Source organism: Mucilaginibacter dorajii (assembly GCF_024808255.1).
Classification (GTDB): domain Bacteria; phylum Bacteroidota; class Bacteroidia; order Sphingobacteriales; family Sphingobacteriaceae; genus Mucilaginibacter; species Mucilaginibacter dorajii.
In genome coordinates this window covers 83,126-99,735 of record NZ_JANTYS010000017.1, presented here as the reverse complement: position 1 = coordinate 99,735, position 16,610 = coordinate 83,126, and the positions used below count along the sequence as shown (strand labels likewise).

Below are 16,610 nucleotides of genomic sequence, written 5' to 3'. Positions count from 1 at the left end.
ACATTCGGACTTGCATGGCGGCGAAGATTTTTCGCTGCGCTCAAGAGAGAGTTTCTCCTCGCATCCCTACTATCCCCTACGCATGCTCGCTCGAAATGACATTTTTCTTTAAAGGGGTATAACTATATTTTAATACCGAAACCTACATTAAACGTTCGGCCATCGGCAGGTAATATGCCGGGGCCGGGCAAAATAGTAATGCGCCTGGTAAAATACTTGGCATTCAGCACATTGTTAATGCTGCCAAAAATATGATACTGTTTCAAAAAGCTGTAATTAAGCGACCAATCGAACACATGATAAGCCGGAACAATGCCGCTTAAACCGGTTGGGTTAAAAACGGTATTATTTGCATCGGTAAAGTTTTTGCCTACGTAACTGTATTGCAGCGTAGTGGTTATATGGCCGTTTAAATAGCTTAAGCCAGTACGGTTGATCCATTGGGGAGTACCTTCAAGCCAGTTTCCTTTAAGGCTGATATTGGAATTGCCGGCGCTTAACGAGCCGCTGGTATAACGGGCATGGTCATAACTGAAGGAGTTAAACAACCGGATGTCGCTTACCGATGTTTTATCAAACGACCGTAGCAACGAAACCTCGGTATAAAGCTCGATACCCTTGGCTGACGCATTGCCAATGTTGGTGGTATAAATATAGGTTTGCTTAGCCGAGTTAAGTTCTGTTAAGTTGCCTATCCTATTGCCATAATAAACATAATAAAAATCGAGATCGTAATTAAAAACAGTACTAATGTTACCACGATAACCCAGATCTGTACTGTAACCGCGGCTATCTTTCAAATTTGGGTTAACCACGGCCAGATCATTGCCCGGTATAATATTGGCGTAAGAAAAAGGCCTGTACGCCTGCGAAATATTGCCGTAAAACTGGCTGCTATTGGTAAGCTGGTATTGAATGCCCGTTCCAAAAAGCGGGAAGTGGCGTTTGTTGCCGTACGATACATGGTCTTTAGCGTTATCAATAACCCCATCAAGATTGGTGTTGATGATCTCATACCTGGCCCCTGGTGTAATGGACAGTTTGGGCGTTATTTGAAAAGAGTTTTCGGCAAAGGCGGCGTAGTTGTGGGTGCGCAATTTAAGGGCGATGCCATAAGGAATAGTAAGGCGCAAATCATAATCGGAACCTGTTGAGCCGGTACCCTTCTGGTCGCGGGTGGTGGTTTCGGTAAAATACCTTAAGCCCGATGTGAAGGTGCTGGTTAAATTGCCCAGTTTATAACGGGTAAGCAGGCGGGCTTCGGTGGTAAAACCAAGATAAAAGTCACGGTCAACCTGGCGTGGGTTAAAAGTGTTGAGTTTTTTATTCACGGTATCGGCCACGCCGGGATTGGCCAGGAACTGTACGCTGTTGCGCTGACCGGATATTACGTGCGATGTAACTTCCAGCTTAGTGCGATTGCTTAGGTTATAGTTAAACAATAGGGCGGGGATGTTGATCTCCGGATCGAAATAGTTACGGGTGCGGGTAGCCTGCCTGCTATCGGCATTGAACTGGGCATCGTTTAAACCGCCGGCATCTTTCTCTTTAAAATTCACTCTCGAAAACTGCAGGGCCAGGCTGCCTTTGGCGCTAAACTGGTATTTAACGTTGGCATAAAACCACTGCCCGGTAAATGCCGAATTGCTACGGTAGCCATCACCGGTACGATTGGCAAAGTAAGCGTAATAAGTCCATTTACCGCTTTTGCCGCCTACAGCGTTAAACGAGTTAAAATAGTTGTTTGACCCTGCCGATTGCTCGCTTTGAATGCTGAATACCTTGCTGGTATCCCCTTCTTTTACTTTATAATTTACCATGCCGCCATACTGGCTGCCAAATTGCAAAGCCGCCGATCCGCGAACGATCTGGATTTGCTCTACCGCGGCAAACTGCGGTACATAATGGGCCTCGGGGTAGCCAAACAGATCTGAATTGGTGTTGTACCCGTTTTGGCGCACGTTAGTTTCATTGGAGCGGTGCGTATCGGTGCCCCTGGTGCCGATATTTACCTGGAAACCGTTTCCACTTAGCTCCCAAACGTTAACACCCGGTATAGTGCCAAATATGGTACGGATATTACTGTTTGATAAATTGGCCTTGCCTGCATCGGGCGATATCACAAAGGTTTTTTTGCCCGCAAAAATGTAGGTGCCGATAACATCTGGTAAATGTTTTGAGCGGCTATCGCGCACCACAACACTATCTAAACTAAGGGTGGTATCTTTAATGCTTTGTTTGGTTTGTGCCTGTGCTTTAATGCCCGAAATAAAAAATGGTGCCGTGGCGGCAGTAAAAAGGAGTAGTTTTTTTAACATGTATTTTGGTTATGTTTTTTAAAGCATATCGATATATAAAAAAAAAGAATAGCTATCTATGTTTTGCTTCTTAGTAGCAGGAACGACAATTACCTTACAAAAAATCTGAAATTTATATTGCTGGTTTAGTTTACGCGAAAGTAATGCAAATTGTTAACAATAAAAAAGCGGCAGCCCCGTGTGGAAACTGCCGCTTTTATTGCGCTGAAAAGGGAGTAATTTATGCCGAATTACTTACTCAACACCGTATCATACAATACCGTTCCATCTAAATTAATGGCTTTAACGTTCAGCTTATCAGGGTTTATCGAAAAGTACATAAAGCCGTGTTCCGAAGCTTCGAATTTGCTATACGCTATGCCTTTGGTTATTCCTGTCAACTCCGACCCTGCACCTGAAATAAACTGGTGGGTAAAACCTTCGGGCTTTAAGTGCTGCAGGGAATGGTCATGGCCAGACAGATAAATGTCTACCTTATGATCCTCAAAAGTTTTACCGAACGCAGCACGCATGGTTAGCGTATCAATATTGGCAACACGCGGACCAACCGTGTAATATGGGTGATGGCCAACTACAATCTTCCATTTTACATCTGCCGATGCGTTTTTTAGCGTGGTGTTTAGCCATTCCATTTGTTTGGCGCAGTAATCTTTATGGCTTTCAAAAAGGAAAGGGTCGGTATCTATCATCACAAAAAGTACCTTGTCTTTAGTGCTTTTGCTTAAGGCAACCTCTTTGGTGTAGTAACGGGCAGGCATGTTCCAGCGGCGGCTAACTTTGCTGTAACGCACCTGGGCGTCGGGGTCCGAGCCATAATCATGATTGCCTAAAACGGGATACCAATCACATTGAAGTGAATGGGCGGTGTAAACGTTCTCGAACGAATAATGCCAAAGCGGATCCATTTCGCTCACCACGCCGCGGGGGTAAAAATTATCGCCTACCGAGATCACAAAATCGTTGGGGTGGCTTGCAGCCCATTGGCCCATTTGTTTGCCTACTTCCAATTGGTCATATTCGCCGTTGCGGCCCCAATCGCCAATAGCTAAAAAGTGCACCGCGTAATCGTCTTTTAACGATGCGCTTGGCGACAGATCATCACTTTCAAAATGAGTTACCTTATCGGCGGCCAAAGCCTCTAAAGGGCTAATAAGAGTGGCACCTAAAGCGGTAAGTGTGGCGTTTTTAACAAAGTCTCTGCGTTTCATGGGGGCTAATTAAAAGCACCAAGATATCGAATAGCAAATGACGCTATGTTAACGTAAGGTTAAATTATGTGGCGGTCGTTGCTTCGAATGGTAACAATTTTATTGAAATAAAATTGCCGGAAAATTTGCATTTTAATTATTGATATATTATGTTTGTACATAATATATAATGTTAATACTTATTTGTTCAATAAGAAGTAATTCTTAACACCACAAGTAGTCTTTCGAAAGAGAACTACAGATAAAACGTTTCTTGTTTAAAATTGAAATATATTGGTTACGCTGCCGGTTTGGAATCCCGGCGGCGTTTTTTATGCTGTTTCAGTTATGTCGATATTTTCAACCAGCTTCAATATCATCCACATACTAAGCCAATAAGGCTGTTTACTGTTTGATGCTTGATTAGGGATGTAAACCGATGCAACTTTAAATCAAATAAACCGATTTAAAGTATAATTTTAACATCATGACAACCTTTATCAGATCAGCTTTTATAGCCCTTTTGTATATATTATCCTATATGACGGCGCAGGCTCAAACCGGACAATGGAGACACTTGTATCCTCATATTGTTATTTTTAAGGAGAAAGCAATAGACACCACAAAAACGCCTTTAACACCCGAAATGAGAGGCTACTTTATCCGTTTTGAACGCATTAAGCAGTTAAGCCACGAACACTTTTTGTTAAATGATATGGGAGTGCAGAACCTGGGCGTCCGTTTTGATAAAAAAAGCGAATTATATGAGGGATTGAGAGACAAAATACCAGACCAGGATTTTACCAGCATATTAATTGATGGCAAAGCATCTGTGGAGTTTATAGCGCAAGAGGTAAACGCCCATAATGCTAACAATTATTTGTACAGGGTTATTCAAAATAACGAGCGCGAATTGGTGGGCTGGACGAAGCCATCGCAATTTAAAACAACTGCTGATGGGAAATATCAGTATGCCTGGCTGGGTAAATTTGCCTATCAGCCAGAGCAAATACTACGCGTGGAGATTTATAATACACAAAAGTATAATGAACAGGATGCAGTAACTATCGACTGGCGAAAAGTTGTAGCTGCAAAGGTTTCGGCAACGGTTGATTATTGGAGCCGTGGCTTTCCTATTGCAGATAACGGAGCGGTTTCAAGACCATTTTACCCGATGGAAAAGTATACCGCCTTGGTGAAGGGAAAGGAAGTGCCTATTATTCCACCGGCTTTAGACTTCATTAAGTCGATCTCCTCAAAGGATCTGAGGTTAAGGTTTGCAGATTCCCTGCAAAAGATGACGTTTGTTATTGACAACGGCCAACGCATATACAACTATAAAGTTTCACTGAAAAGGAATGCGACCGGACTTAAAGACAGTATTAATCTTGGCGAAAGCAACAGTAGCTTTGAACTCTACAAAGAATTTTGGAAAACTCCCGGTAAATACCAGATTACCTTTACACCTAAAATACACCGCCATGGGGGGGAGCCCATTTATTTGTTAAGAAACCTGGCTACAAGCATTAGTTTTACGGTTTTACCTCCGGCTGATAGGCGCTACGTGGTATCAGTAACCTGGCTTGTAATCATAGTGGCAAGTGTGTTATTAATAGCCGCACTGGTAATAGTTTATTACCGCAGCCGTCAAAAGCATATCTTGTTGCAGCAGGCGCAGAGTAAGGAGATCATTAACCTGCAATTAGGTTCGGTAAGGGCACAGTTGAATCCGCATTTTATATTTAACGCGTTGGCCGGCATCCAAAACCTGGTAAATAAAAACGAGATGGAAAAAGCCAACAAATACCTGGTGCGTTTTGCCCGCATTACCCGCAATGTACTGGATGAAGGGAATAAGGAGCTTACCTCTATTCAGCACGAAACGGACCTGCTAAAGGATTACCTGGAGATGGAACAAATGCGCTTTGGTTTTGCTTTCAGCATAAATACCAATGCTGCTGCTGTTGATCAGCAGGTAGAAATACCGGCCATGCTGTTACAGCCCTTTGTAGAAAACGCGGTTAAACACGGCATATCTGCCATGAAGGATGCTGGTATGATCAGGGTAGATGTTGTTAAAAATGATAACACCCTGTTGTTAACTGTTTGGGATAACGGAAATGGGTTTGAAGCCGCCGCCACTACTGGTATGGGCATTAAGCTATGCGAAAAAAGGATTCAATTGCTCAATAGCATCTACAAAAATACCACTATATTGCTGCATAAAGGGCGCGAAAATAACGGTACTTTAATTACCATCGAGCTTAAAAACTGGTTGTAAAAATGAAGGCACTGCTAATAGATGACGAGTTATCAAACCTGGAGAACCTGCAACAACTGTTGCAGGTTTACACACCCGATGTGCAGGTTTGCGCTACCGCCGGTAATGTGGCTGATGCCGTTAAAGCGATAACGCAGCATCGGCCTCAGTTGGTTTTTTTGGATATACAGCTGCATCAGCAATCGGGGTTTGACCTGTTGCGGCAGCTGGGGCAGGTTGATTTTGAGGTGATATTTGTAACAGCCTATGACCAGTATGGCATCCAGGCCGTAAAGTTTTCGGCATTAGATTATTTGCTTAAGCCAATTGATACCGATGAGCTAAAAGCAGCGGTTGATAAAGCCCGCAAGGCCATAGATCTGAAACAAAATAACGAGCGTATAACATACATGCTCGAATACCTTAAAGACGGCAACAAAAGTCAGCCCCGCATAGCACTCCCGCTATTTGGCGAAACCCGCTATGTAGATATTAAAGATATTGTGCGTTGTGTAGCAGATAATACCTACACCCATTTTGTGCTAAGCAACGGCGAGCAGGTGGTGGTATCAAAAACACTAAAGGAATATGCCGATATGCTGCTCAACTACGGCTTTTTACGCGCCCATCAATCGCACCTGGTAAATATCGCCTACATTAAAAGTTTACTGAAAGAGGATGGGGGCACACTGTTGCTTACCGATGGTACCAAAATACCGGTATCTAAACTAAACCGGGATAGGGTGAAGGAACGGATAATGACTGAGTTTAAGTTGTAAGCTGACTGGATTACAAATTTCACCTCAACTCCAACCCATCCTTATACTTTTTGGGTTTGATGTTAAAATGCTTTTCAAACAAACGCCCAAAATGGCTCAGGTTGGTAAAGCCTAACTGGTAACCTGTTTCTGAAACGGACTGAACGGCCAATAACCGGGCAGCCTCGTTCATCCGTGCCGATTGGTAATAGTTATAAATGCTATCGCCAAAGATCTGCCTGAAAAGCTGCTTCATTTTGGTAAGGCTAATGCCGACCATGCTTGATAGTTCTGATAATTCGGGTGCTAAACTCAAATCGGCTAACATGGCCGCCCGCAGCTTATAGATCTTTTGTGCATCGGCCTGGTCAACAGTAATAGAGGCCGTTTCGGCACGGTGCATCAGTTTGGAAAATAACAGGTATATCAGTTCTTCGGCTTTGTTTTTGTAAAGGAGAGCCGCTAATGGAGCGGTTTGGTCAACCTGGCTCAACTGCTTTAAGGTGCGTTCCATTTCCTGGGTCATTACCTCGTGCAGTACAAATGATGGACTTTCCTTTAGCAATGATTCAATAGGGCATCCCTCTTCCTGTAAATCCAGTATCCCAAGGATAGTTTGACGCGATGCGCCAACCACCAGGAAATTAATATGCTGTTTTGCGGGGACGATCAATTCGGTAAAAAAGTTGCCTGTACCCAGTTCAACCTCGCAGCCATTGCTACCGGCAAACAAAGGTTCATGAGGTAGTTCGGCCTGATCAACCGGGATGCGCCTGCAATCAAATTTCATGGTAAGCATTGCAGAAGAAGATGTTGGCATCCTCCGTAAAATAAGTTCATCGTTAAGCCAGTAGTGGTGGATACACAGGAAAAGGCCGTTGCTCAGGAAAACCTCCTGTATAAAACCTTCACCAAGCGCTTTAGGTAATACAGCGCGGTTGTGGGCTACATTGGCATCAAAACGCGCGGCAAAGGCTTCAGCAAAATGAAAACCTTTATCTATTTCAAACTCAAATTCTATCGGCATAAATGGTTAATGTTAATGTAGGAAGAAAAGACCGTCATTGCTTCGTATCCACCTATGATGTATTGTAAAAAACGTTTGTCATCCTGAACATAGTGAAGGATCTTCTTCGCTATAAAAGTCTGCGATGGGCTGGGCGAAGAAGATCCTTCGTTCCTACCCATGGCAAGTCCACCACATGTCATTGCGAGGAACGAAGCAATCTCATGCTTTACAGGGCGAATTTGCACAGTTTGCGATTGCTTCGTTCCTCGCAATGACATAGCTTTATATTGTCATTTCACCTTCAGATTTTCGCGAAATTTTATAACTCAGGATGACAAATCTTTTAGGTCATTTTCCCCTTCACGGTCCGCGGATTTTACAACTCGCAATAACATGGTTTTATATTGTGATATACCCCTGTTAACCCAAATAATCCGGCGGAAAAAGCTTCTGCCCATATTTTTCTGAAAGCACACCCATCTTTTGCTTCAGCTCATCGGTCATTACCGGCGGCGGTAAAAAAGTTCCGAAAGGTGCAGGCTGCCCAGCTTCAGCAAAAAAATCTTCCATGCCTGCAGGCATCACCGTACAAAGCAGCCGGGCCGTTTTGTCGGTTTTGTTTTTAAAACAGTGTACCAGGCCCCCGTAGGGTATGTTTACAAATGAACCTTTACTGGCGGTATAATTGCCTGCTTCTGATTTTACTTCAACCTCGCCATCTGCCACGTAAAAACTTTCCTGCACATCCGCATGTGAATGCGGAATTGGGCCACCACCCGGCGGCACCATCATTTCTATCAGGGCATATTTACCATCGGTTTGTTTGCCCGATATCACCACCCGGTACGAGCCGCCGGCCATGGCAATACCCTGTCCATCCTCCGGACCAACAAACGTTGCTGTTTTCTGTGAATTTTCCATTATGTTTTAAATAGTTTTAAATAGATAATTGAAAGATAATGTTTTGTAATAATTAAACAGCTACGGCTAAAGCAGGATAATCGGTATAGCCGTGCGCATCTGGTGTATATAAAGTTTTAAAATCAACTTCGTTTAATGGCGCGTTTTGACTGATGCGGATATCAAAATCGGGGTTGGCCAAAAACGGGCGACCAAATGCAAGTACATCTGCAAAACCTTTAGCCAAAGTATCGGCGGCGTTTTCGGCCGTGTTGCCGTTACACAGAATAATGGTTTCGGTAAATGCCTGCCGGATAGCATCAAATGTTTGTTGCGGAATTTTGGGCGAAAAACCAATGTGGATATAAGTGATGCCTATTTTGTTTAGCTCTTGTGCAAGGTAAACGTAGGTGTTGTGTACTTCTTTAGCATCGTATTCCTGCAGATCGCCCAGTGTTGAGAAGGGCGAAAACCGGATGCCCACCTTATCTTTACCAATAGCATCGGCAATTTGTTGTGCCACCTCCAGCGCGAAAGAAGCGCGGGCTTTATAGTCGCTACCGTATTGATCGGTACGGTTGTTTATGTGTGGGTTTAAAAACTGTTCAACCAGGTACCCGTTGGCTCCGTGAATTTCAACACCGTTGAAACCTGCTGCTACGGCATTTTTGGCCGCTTGTACATATTCGGCAATGGTTGTTTTAACAGCTTCGGTACTTAAGGCAACTGGGGTGGGATAATCCTGCATGCCCATGCTATCGGTATGCATTTGCCCGGCAGCTTTCATGGTTGATACACCAACTACCTGGGCGCCTTGAGGCAGGTTTGCCTGGTGGGCTATGCGGCCGGTGTGCATTAATTGTACAAATATTTTGCTGTTGCCGGCATGTACAGCGGTTGTGATTTTTTTCCAGCCTTCAACCTGTTCGGCATTAAAAATACCGGGAATGCGGGCATAACCCAGGCCGTTTGGCGATGGTGATGTACCTTCGGTAACTATTAAGCCCGCGCCGGTACGCTGGCCATAGTATTGGGCCATTAAATTGTTGGGGATATTGCCAATGGCGCGGCTGCGTGTCATTGGGGCCATTACTAAATGGTTTTTTAGTTGAAGTCCTTTTTGTTGGTAAGGATCTAATATGATATTGTTCATGATATGCTTTTTTTAATTGCTTTTGCATAACAAATGTCGGCAGGCTCATGAACTTAAAATAGCCTCAACGGGCATAAAAATAGTCGTATCGGTCGTTTTTTTTCACGCAAAGCCGCTAAGAAACCATTTAATTTTTTATGTAGAGACGCAATATTTTGCGTCTTCCGCATGCAAATCAAACATGCAAATTGGTACGCAGGTTGAGTTCTGCAAGTTGCGTCATATGGCCGCTCTGTATAGCGGGAGACGCAAAATATTGCGTCTCTACATAAAGAACAAATTAAATAGCCGGTAAAGCCTTATCTTTTAAAATATCTGCCCTTTAAAATTTTCTCCATCACCTCATCATAAAAACTTGTACCCATGGTGATCTTGGCACTGCCCAGGTTAAGCATGTTGCCCTCAATGGTATTGATCATTTTTGTATTCACGATATAGCTTTTGTGAACCTGCAAAAAATTATCGGCAGGTAGCTTTTCCTGGATGCCTTTAATGGTGAGGTAAACCACCAGTTTTTTGGGGATGGTATAAAGCACCACGTAGTTGGCCATGGCTTCCACGTAAATCAAATCTTCATATAATACCCGTTCTATTTTACCATCGCACTTCACATAAAAATATTCCGGCGATGTTTCTGCAGGTGCAGCTTGTTTTGATCTTAACGTTTTTAACTCCAATGCTTTTTGCGATGCCTTTAAAAAGCGATCTAAAGAAAAAGGTTTCACCAGGTAATCAACTACGGCCATTTCAAAGCCATCCAACGCGTACTGGCCGTAAGCTGTTGTCATGATCACCATGGGCAGGTTGGCTACCGAGCGTAAAAATTGTAGTCCATTCATCCTGGGCATATTGATATCCAGGAATACCAGGTCAATATCCAATTCGTTGAGCAGGTTGGTTGCCTTTAGCGGATTCTCGGCCATACCCGCAAGGGTCAGGAAATCTATTTCGTCAATATACTCCTGCAACAGTTTGCGTGCTATAGGTTCATCATCTATAATAAGGCAATTCAAAATCATACGTTAAACAGGGTTAAGGTTACCTGGTAATTGTCATCGTTATTGATAATGTTGAGCAGGTGTTTGCCCGGGTACAAAATTTCCAGCCGGCGTTTGGTATTGGCAATACCCAGGCCTGATGATTTTTCTGTTTGATTTATAAAGGAGTCCTTGGTATTAAAAACATAAAAAACCAGGTTGCCATTATCATATTTAAGGTTGATGCTTACGTAGTTTTGTTTACAGTCGTTAACACCCACAAATTTAAAGGCGTTTTCGACAAAGGTGATGAACAGCAGTGGGGCAATATTAATTTGCCCGCTTACATTGTCGGCACAAAAAGAGACTGCTATGCGATCATCAATGCGCCCTTTTTGTATGGCTATGTAATTGCGGATGTAGTTGATTTCGCTATCCAAACTAATCTGCTCTACATTGCATTCATACAACTGGTAGCGCAGCATTTCAGAAAATACCAGCAGCATTTCGCGGGCATCCTTGTTTGATTTATCAATATGCCCGTAAATGGAGTTGATGGAATTGAACAGGAAATGCGGGTTAAACTGAGCCCTTAAAAAATTAAGCTCGTTGGTGGCCTTCTCTTTTTCTATCTTTTCGATATAGATCTGCGAGTGTATTCTTTCGATAACCAGGTGCGCGGCCAATATACAGGCAACCCAGAAAAAAATGTTGACAAACGAATCGTAAAAAATACCGGAGTAATTAAACTGTGTGTTTTTAATTTTAAAAACATAGGTAATAACCGCCATTGATACCGGCACCCTCATGGCTGCGGTAACAACAATACCCCCTAAAAAACACAAGCCAAATTTTATGTAACGCTTTTTGTTAAGCAGTTGCGGAATGGCATACAACGCGTTAAAATAGTAATTGGCCGATATGAACACCAGGTAACAAAACTGTATGGTGATGGCATGGGTTAAAACCAACGTACCGTTCCTGAAAATAAAGATCCAGAAAAGGTAAGCCAGTGCCCAAAATGCAATATGGTATATGAGTTTATTGGTTTTCAATGATCTGGAGTGATTGTTCCGTTATTATGCATAAAGGTATGATAAAGTATTTTTTTAACAGCTATTTCGGCTCGGTACCATCCGGAAATGCCTGCCCTTTGTGGCAGGTGGTACAGGATACTACAAGTGTGGCATCGCCAATTTTGGGATGTTTTAGCTTCAGGTATTTTTTGTTGATGCCTAAGGTCATCCGCATCATCGCGCGTGCGATCTCTTTTTCGGGTTTGGCATCGCTGGCAAAATCAAGTCCGTGCCCGTCTTTATTGGCTGCGTGACAAAAGCCGCAGCTTACACCCAGGCCATCCTCAAAATCATCGGCCATAATGCCCTGCAACTCCTTCGATGTGATGTTTTTGGGCAGCACTTTTAAATTGGTGTAAAGCCGCGGCCCGGGCTTGTTGATGGTGGCACCCGCCGTGATACTTACAACGGCGGCGAGCACTACAATCACCTTCAGTTTTCGGTTGATCTTCATGGTTTATCCCTTTTTGGCGATCACGCTCAGGCTTACCTCCAGTTCATCGGCAATAGTACTGGTGCCGCCCACGCCAAAGTCTTTACGCTTTATTTTAAACGATCCTTTAAAAAGGAAACCATCTGTTATAGCCGCCGCAGTGAATGGAAAGGTGATGAATTGGGTTTTGCCCTTGATGGTTAAATCCCCCGTGAAACTATACGCCCCATTTTTGGCGATAATCCTGGTGGAATACAGGCGGATGCGCGGATTATTCTTTACATCAAAATAGTTCTCCGCACGCAAATGTTCATCGCGTAAGCTGTTACTTGTATTTACGGTAGATGCATTAACAGTTACGTCAAAACTGCTTTTATCAGGGTTTTGAGGATCGAAATTAATATTTCCTTGGAAACCACCGAATGTACCATCAACCCCAAAACCAAGATTTTTTATAGTGAATTTGAGTACCGAGCCATCCTCAACCGGTTTGTACTGCGCGTGGCTGTATTTTACGGCGCAAATCATGAGCGCCAGTAATATGATCTTTTTCATTATTGCTGACCGGTTGTTTTATCTGCTTCCATTAATGGCGTATCAGTAATGGCCAGGGTGTGGTTATGCTCCACATAATTTACACTGGTTAAACCCAATAGTCCGCGTAACTTTTCGGCGGGTACTTTCATCGGGCCTGGCGATGGGGCAGCACCCGGTGCCGGCTGCGGGAAAGCGGTTGAGTTGGCCGTATGGAAAGTAATATTACCTTCCACCTTTTGTATGGTTTGGTGAATGTGCCCGTTTAAAACAGATACCGAACCAAAACGTTTTAGCAGCGCCAAAGCCTGGGCGCTATCATCGGTTCCCCAGCCCCATTGCGGGTAAATGGCCCAAAGCGGGATGTGTGCGAAAACAACTATCGGCGTACTGTTGGTTAATGGTTTCAGATCATTCTCCAACCATTTTAACTGGGCCGCGCCGATATAACCTAAGCCACCATCTACGTGATTGGTTACATTTACCAGGCCTATAAAATGTACCCCGTGCGAATCAAAGCTATACCAACCATCGCCAAGGGTTCCTTTCCCATATCGTTCCAGGTACAATTTGCCATTATCGGTAACATCATGTTCGCCGGGAACATAAAATATTTTCTCAGTTTTTACGCCCTTTAACGATTGCTCCAGGGTATCAAATTCATCGGCCTGGGCCAGGTGGGTAAGGTCGCCGGTGTGGAGTACAAATGATGGGGCGGTGGGCATGTTGTTGATTTTGGCAATAGCGGCGTTCAACGTACCCACAACATCGGGATTGGCCGCCTTATTGAAGCCGATATGGCTATCGCTGATCTGCACAAAGCCAAAATCAGACTTGGGTACCAGCAGGTCTTTTTTGATGCCGCCGGTAGTCTGATCTATCACCTGGCTCATGCCATATGATTTTAAAACACCGCCCGTCATCATCCAAAGTACCCCGGTACCGGCCCAGGCCATACATTCCAAAAAGCCCCGGCGGTCAATGCCGTCGGCACTGGTTTCGTTATCTAAATGATCATCATGATGATGGTGAAAAGGATTTTTCATGCTGTTATCTTTTTAGTGATTTTTTGAATTACACCACAAAAAAAAATAAACAATATGCTTTGCTATAGTATTTTACATGAAGTACGGGAAATACTTGATGAAGGTGGGGTTTTTAAAATCTTTATGTAGAGGCGCAATATTTTGCGTCTCCAACAAGAGGAGCGAATTTGAACGGGTTTGATTTGCATGCGGGAGACGCAAGATGTTGCGTCTCTACATAAAAACTCATTGGCTACGGATACCTAAACCCAGGGAAAACGATATGAAAAATGCTCCACCATTCCTGCTCAAGGGATAAGTAAATTTTAAAAGGACCCTCAAAGCGAATCACCTCGTTATTTTCTAACACGGCGTTGTATTTAACCATGCCCTCGGCATGGCCCAAGCCGCCGCCTTCCTGCAACTCAAAGCCAATATCGTGAATAGTATATTCTTCATCTTTAAAAGAAGGAAATGCGCTGAAAATATTTTTAAGCTGCGCCACAATTTCGTCCTTAGTATAAGTTTTTCTATCTGGCGATACAAAACTACGCCCCAGCTCCCAGCTTAATTCGCTAAAGCTTTGCTTAAACCATTCTGATAAAAACTCCTGCGCCCTATCCTCAATATCAATTTTATGGTTTGGGTGAAACTCCTCGTAATGAAAGTGCATCACCATGCCGGGGATGGTAAAATCATTGGCTTCCTGCTCAAACAATTCCTCGGTAATAAAAGTGTACTTGGTGCGGTTGTTGTATTCGCCGCTATAATCAACCGTAATGCTTTTGCTTTGCATCAGCGTGTGTAGTTCCTCCAAAGCAATATCCAATAGGTCATCGCTTAGTTCATTGGCTGGTATAAAATCGGGTTCGCCAAGTAATTCAAACAGTTTAACTCTTTTCGATGAGGCATAATTATGCTCAAAATCAAAAATGTTTTTCAAAAACTCGTTCTCTATCTGCGGATCAACGGGATTGATGATCTGCGGATCAACACCCAGTTCGGCCTGCAATTTCAGGTGCAGCAGCTCGTTTTCCATCCTCAGGTTTTCTTCGGGATCATCACTTAGCGGCTTATCAAACAGGTCGTCAATGTTTTCGTTATCCATGGCAGGTGTAATTACGTGTTATTAATGTACGGTGATACAGCAAAGCATACAAAAATTAAGCCCCATTCAAAAACGAAAGGGGCTTATACAGGTTGAAGGTATCAATTTTTATAATAAGAATGAAGAGTGTCTATTTTTTACGACCGGCCTGGTAAACAATTTTGCCGCCAACAATGGTTGTATTTACCCTGATGTTCATGATATCATCGGGGTTAATAGTTGTCGGGTCGGCATCAAGCACTACCATATCTGCAAACTGGCCGGGCAATAACGACCCTTTTTTATTTTCCTCGAAAGTGGTATAGGCACCGCCATAGGTATAGGCTTTGATGGCGTCTTCGGCATCAATACATTGGTTGGCGCCAATAACAACCCCTTCTTTGGTTTTACGGGTAACGGCGCTCCCCAGCCTGATCATGGCCGGGTATGGCGAAATAGGGGCATCGGAATGTAAGGCGTAAACAATACCCATTTGCTGCGCGGTTTGGGTTGGGTGCAGCATTTTTAAACGCTCAGGCCCGTAAACGGCCATCTTTTCGCCAAGCTCATACATATAGCAATGGAAAACAGGGATAATGCTATCCTTTTTTATGCGGTCAAGGATGCCTTGATTGGTGATGCTGCAATGCTCAATACGATGACGCGCATCGGGGCGCGGGGCTACTTTTTGGGCGTTTTCAATAGCCGCTATTACCATATCTATCTCGCGGTCGCCGTTGGAGTGGCAGGCTATCTGCCAGCCGGCGCTATGGATTTTTAAAAACAAACTATCCAGGCCGGCCTGGCTGCGCGCCGGCGGAATGCCATAATAATCCTTTTTGCCGGTAAGCGGGTTAATCATATCATAAGGATCATACAACCAGCAGGTTTTGCCGCTTAACGAATTGCCATGGATCACTTTAATGGTCGAGATCCTTAGGAAATCAGTATTTATTTGGGGGATTTTACCACTCAAAACCTGGTTAAGGTAATCAACGCCGATGATAAGGTTAAGCCTCATGGGGAATTTTTCGGCAGTAAGCTTTTGGTAGATCTTTACTTTTTGGGGTGTGGTCCAGGCATCGCCAATGCTGGTTACCCCGCTTGCCAGTACCTGGTTAAAATATAAGCGGTAGCCATCCATTTCCTGCGTGGGTGTTGGCTCTGGAGGGTATAAAATATTTTTGGCCTTGCGCAGGTAGCTTGCCGCGGTTTCTTTACAAATACCATCGGGTTTATTGCTGCCTGGGTAACGTTCAAACAAGCCGCCGGCGGGGTCTTTAGTGGTTTCGGTGATGCCGCAATGGTCCATAAGGTAAGAGTTTGCTGCCGATAGGTGCCCGCTTACATGCGAGATGAGGATGGGGTGATTTGAAGATGCTTTATCCAAACTGTCCTTGATCGGTTGTCCGCCCAGTTTGGTTTCGTTATAGCCCACCCCACGGATGAGCATGCCTTTTGGGGTGATGGCCGCTTTGCGTTTAAGTAAGCTTAACAGGTTTTTCATGGAACTTACCGTATCCAGTTTAAGCACTGCATACGGTGCGCTGAAAGCGTAAACGGGCGCCGGGTGCTGGTGTACATCGTTAAAACCCGGCATTACGGTTTTGCCCTTTAAGTCTATTTTGCGGGTAGTTTTGCCGAAGTATTTCGAGATTTCGGCATTGCTGCCCACGGCCAGTATGTTGCCGTTTTTTATGGCGATGGCCTGGGCGCGGTTGCCTTTTTGTTTAAGGGTGATGATATTACCGTTGGTTAATACCAGGTCGGCCTGCTGGGCTTGGGTAAGGTTGGCAGCTATCAATAGTAAGGATAAGAGGATCAGTTTTTTCATATTTCGATGAAAGATCCACAATCTATATTAGCCTAATCTTTAAAAATTATTATGTTATT

At 43.9% G+C, this 16,610-nt stretch carries 14 protein-coding genes; 2 read left to right on the top strand and 12 right to left on the bottom strand.

The window, feature by feature from the left end; translation table 11 throughout:
* Window positions 1-122 precede the first annotated feature (122 nt).
* Entirely contained in the window at window positions 123-2,318 is a 2,196-nt protein-coding gene (locus FHS10_RS20900; RefSeq protein WP_259094266.1) for a TonB-dependent receptor family protein, read from the bottom strand.
* Window positions 2,319-2,548: 230 nt separating this feature from the next.
* Complete coding sequence (locus FHS10_RS20895) at window positions 2,549-3,526, bottom strand: metallophosphoesterase (protein WP_259094265.1); 978 nt, start codon at window positions 3,524-3,526, stop codon at window positions 2,549-2,551.
* Between the two features lie 466 nt (window positions 3,527-3,992).
* Between FHS10_RS20895 and FHS10_RS20890 the strand changes: the two genes are divergently transcribed.
* Together FHS10_RS20890 and FHS10_RS20885 are read left to right on the top strand one after the other, a co-directional pair.
* The gene (locus FHS10_RS20890) at window positions 3,993-5,786 is read left to right on the top strand and encodes a sensor histidine kinase (RefSeq protein WP_259094264.1); all 1,794 of its coding nucleotides are present in this window, start codon (window positions 3,993-3,995) and stop codon (window positions 5,784-5,786) included.
* 2 nt (window positions 5,787-5,788) lie between these two features.
* Window positions 5,789-6,544 carry a LytR/AlgR family response regulator transcription factor gene (locus tag FHS10_RS20885; RefSeq protein ID WP_259094262.1) on the top strand — a complete coding sequence of 252 codons (756 nt, stop codon included), beginning with the start codon at window positions 5,789-5,791 and terminating at the stop codon, window positions 6,542-6,544.
* A 19-nt stretch (window positions 6,545-6,563) separates the two neighbouring features.
* Here the strand turns inward: FHS10_RS20885 and FHS10_RS20880 are convergent, their stop codons facing one another.
* The 10 genes from FHS10_RS20880 to FHS10_RS20835 form a co-directional block, all read right to left on the bottom strand.
* Entirely contained in the window at window positions 6,564-7,550 is a 987-nt protein-coding gene (locus tag FHS10_RS20880; RefSeq protein WP_259094260.1) for a helix-turn-helix transcriptional regulator, read from the bottom strand.
* A gap of 402 nt (window positions 7,551-7,952) precedes the next feature.
* Entirely contained in the window at window positions 7,953-8,453 is a 501-nt protein-coding gene (locus FHS10_RS20875; RefSeq protein WP_259094258.1) for a cupin domain-containing protein, read from the bottom strand.
* 52 nt (window positions 8,454-8,505) lie between these two features.
* A complete protein-coding gene (locus FHS10_RS20870) occupies window positions 8,506-9,585 on the bottom strand; it encodes an alkene reductase (RefSeq protein ID WP_259094256.1) in 1,080 nt (359 codons plus the stop codon).
* Window positions 9,586-9,884: 299 nt separating this feature from the next.
* Entirely contained in the window at window positions 9,885-10,604 is a 720-nt protein-coding gene (locus FHS10_RS20865; protein WP_259094254.1) for a LytR/AlgR family response regulator transcription factor, read from the bottom strand.
* Complete coding sequence (locus tag FHS10_RS20860) at window positions 10,601-11,617, bottom strand: sensor histidine kinase (RefSeq protein WP_259094252.1); 1,017 nt, start codon at window positions 11,615-11,617, stop codon at window positions 10,601-10,603. The genes FHS10_RS20865 and FHS10_RS20860 overlap by 4 nt, the downstream gene beginning before the upstream one ends.
* Window positions 11,618-11,678: 61 nt before the next feature.
* The gene (locus FHS10_RS20855; protein WP_259094251.1) at window positions 11,679-12,092 is read right to left on the bottom strand and encodes a c-type cytochrome; all 414 of its coding nucleotides are present in this window, start codon (window positions 12,090-12,092) and stop codon (window positions 11,679-11,681) included.
* 3 nt (window positions 12,093-12,095) lie between these two features.
* Window positions 12,096-12,626, bottom strand: a complete 531-nt coding sequence (locus FHS10_RS20850; RefSeq protein WP_259094249.1) for a YceI family protein — start codon at window positions 12,624-12,626, stop codon at window positions 12,096-12,098.
* Window positions 12,626-13,651, bottom strand: coding sequence for a metallophosphoesterase family protein (locus tag FHS10_RS20845; RefSeq protein WP_259094248.1), 1,026 nt, complete (start codon window positions 13,649-13,651; stop codon window positions 12,626-12,628). The genes FHS10_RS20850 and FHS10_RS20845 overlap by 1 nt, the downstream gene beginning before the upstream one ends.
* Before the next feature lie 232 nt (window positions 13,652-13,883).
* A complete protein-coding gene (locus FHS10_RS20840) occupies window positions 13,884-14,738 on the bottom strand; it encodes a hypothetical protein (protein ID WP_259094247.1) in 855 nt (284 codons plus the stop codon).
* A gap of 130 nt (window positions 14,739-14,868) precedes the next feature.
* Complete coding sequence (locus FHS10_RS20835; protein WP_259094244.1) at window positions 14,869-16,551, bottom strand: amidohydrolase; 1,683 nt, start codon at window positions 16,549-16,551, stop codon at window positions 14,869-14,871.
* Window positions 16,552-16,610 lie beyond the last annotated feature (59 nt).

What these genes read in the sequence shown, in the direction of transcription:
- FHS10_RS20900 (WP_259094266.1), bottom strand. Translation starts at nt 2,318, where the DNA reads ATGTTAAAAAAACTACTCCTTTTTACTGCCGCCACGGCACCATTTTTT.
- FHS10_RS20895 (WP_259094265.1), bottom strand. Translation starts at nt 3,526, where the DNA reads ATGAAACGCAGAGACTTTGTTAAAAACGCCACACTTACCGCTTTAGGT.
- FHS10_RS20890 (WP_259094264.1), top strand. Translation starts at nt 3,993, where the DNA reads ATGACAACCTTTATCAGATCAGCTTTTATAGCCCTTTTGTATATATTA.
- FHS10_RS20885 (WP_259094262.1), top strand. Translation starts at nt 5,789, where the DNA reads ATGAAGGCACTGCTAATAGATGACGAGTTATCAAACCTGGAGAACCTG.
- FHS10_RS20880 (WP_259094260.1), bottom strand. Translation starts at nt 7,550, where the DNA reads ATGCCGATAGAATTTGAGTTTGAAATAGATAAAGGTTTTCATTTTGCT.
- FHS10_RS20875 (WP_259094258.1), bottom strand. Translation starts at nt 8,453, where the DNA reads ATGGAAAATTCACAGAAAACAGCAACGTTTGTTGGTCCGGAGGATGGA.
- FHS10_RS20870 (WP_259094256.1), bottom strand. Translation starts at nt 9,585, where the DNA reads ATGAACAATATCATATTAGATCCTTACCAACAAAAAGGACTTCAACTA.
- FHS10_RS20865 (WP_259094254.1), bottom strand. Translation starts at nt 10,604, where the DNA reads ATGATTTTGAATTGCCTTATTATAGATGATGAACCTATAGCACGCAAA.
- FHS10_RS20855 (WP_259094251.1), bottom strand. Translation starts at nt 12,092, where the DNA reads ATGAAGATCAACCGAAAACTGAAGGTGATTGTAGTGCTCGCCGCCGTT.
- FHS10_RS20850 (WP_259094249.1), bottom strand. Translation starts at nt 12,626, where the DNA reads ATGAAAAAGATCATATTACTGGCGCTCATGATTTGCGCCGTAAAATAC.
- FHS10_RS20845 (WP_259094248.1), bottom strand. Translation starts at nt 13,651, where the DNA reads ATGAAAAATCCTTTTCACCATCATCATGATGATCATTTAGATAACGAA.
- FHS10_RS20840 (WP_259094247.1), bottom strand. Translation starts at nt 14,738, where the DNA reads ATGGATAACGAAAACATTGACGACCTGTTTGATAAGCCGCTAAGTGAT.
- FHS10_RS20835 (WP_259094244.1), bottom strand. Translation starts at nt 16,551, where the DNA reads ATGAAAAAACTGATCCTCTTATCCTTACTATTGATAGCTGCCAACCTT.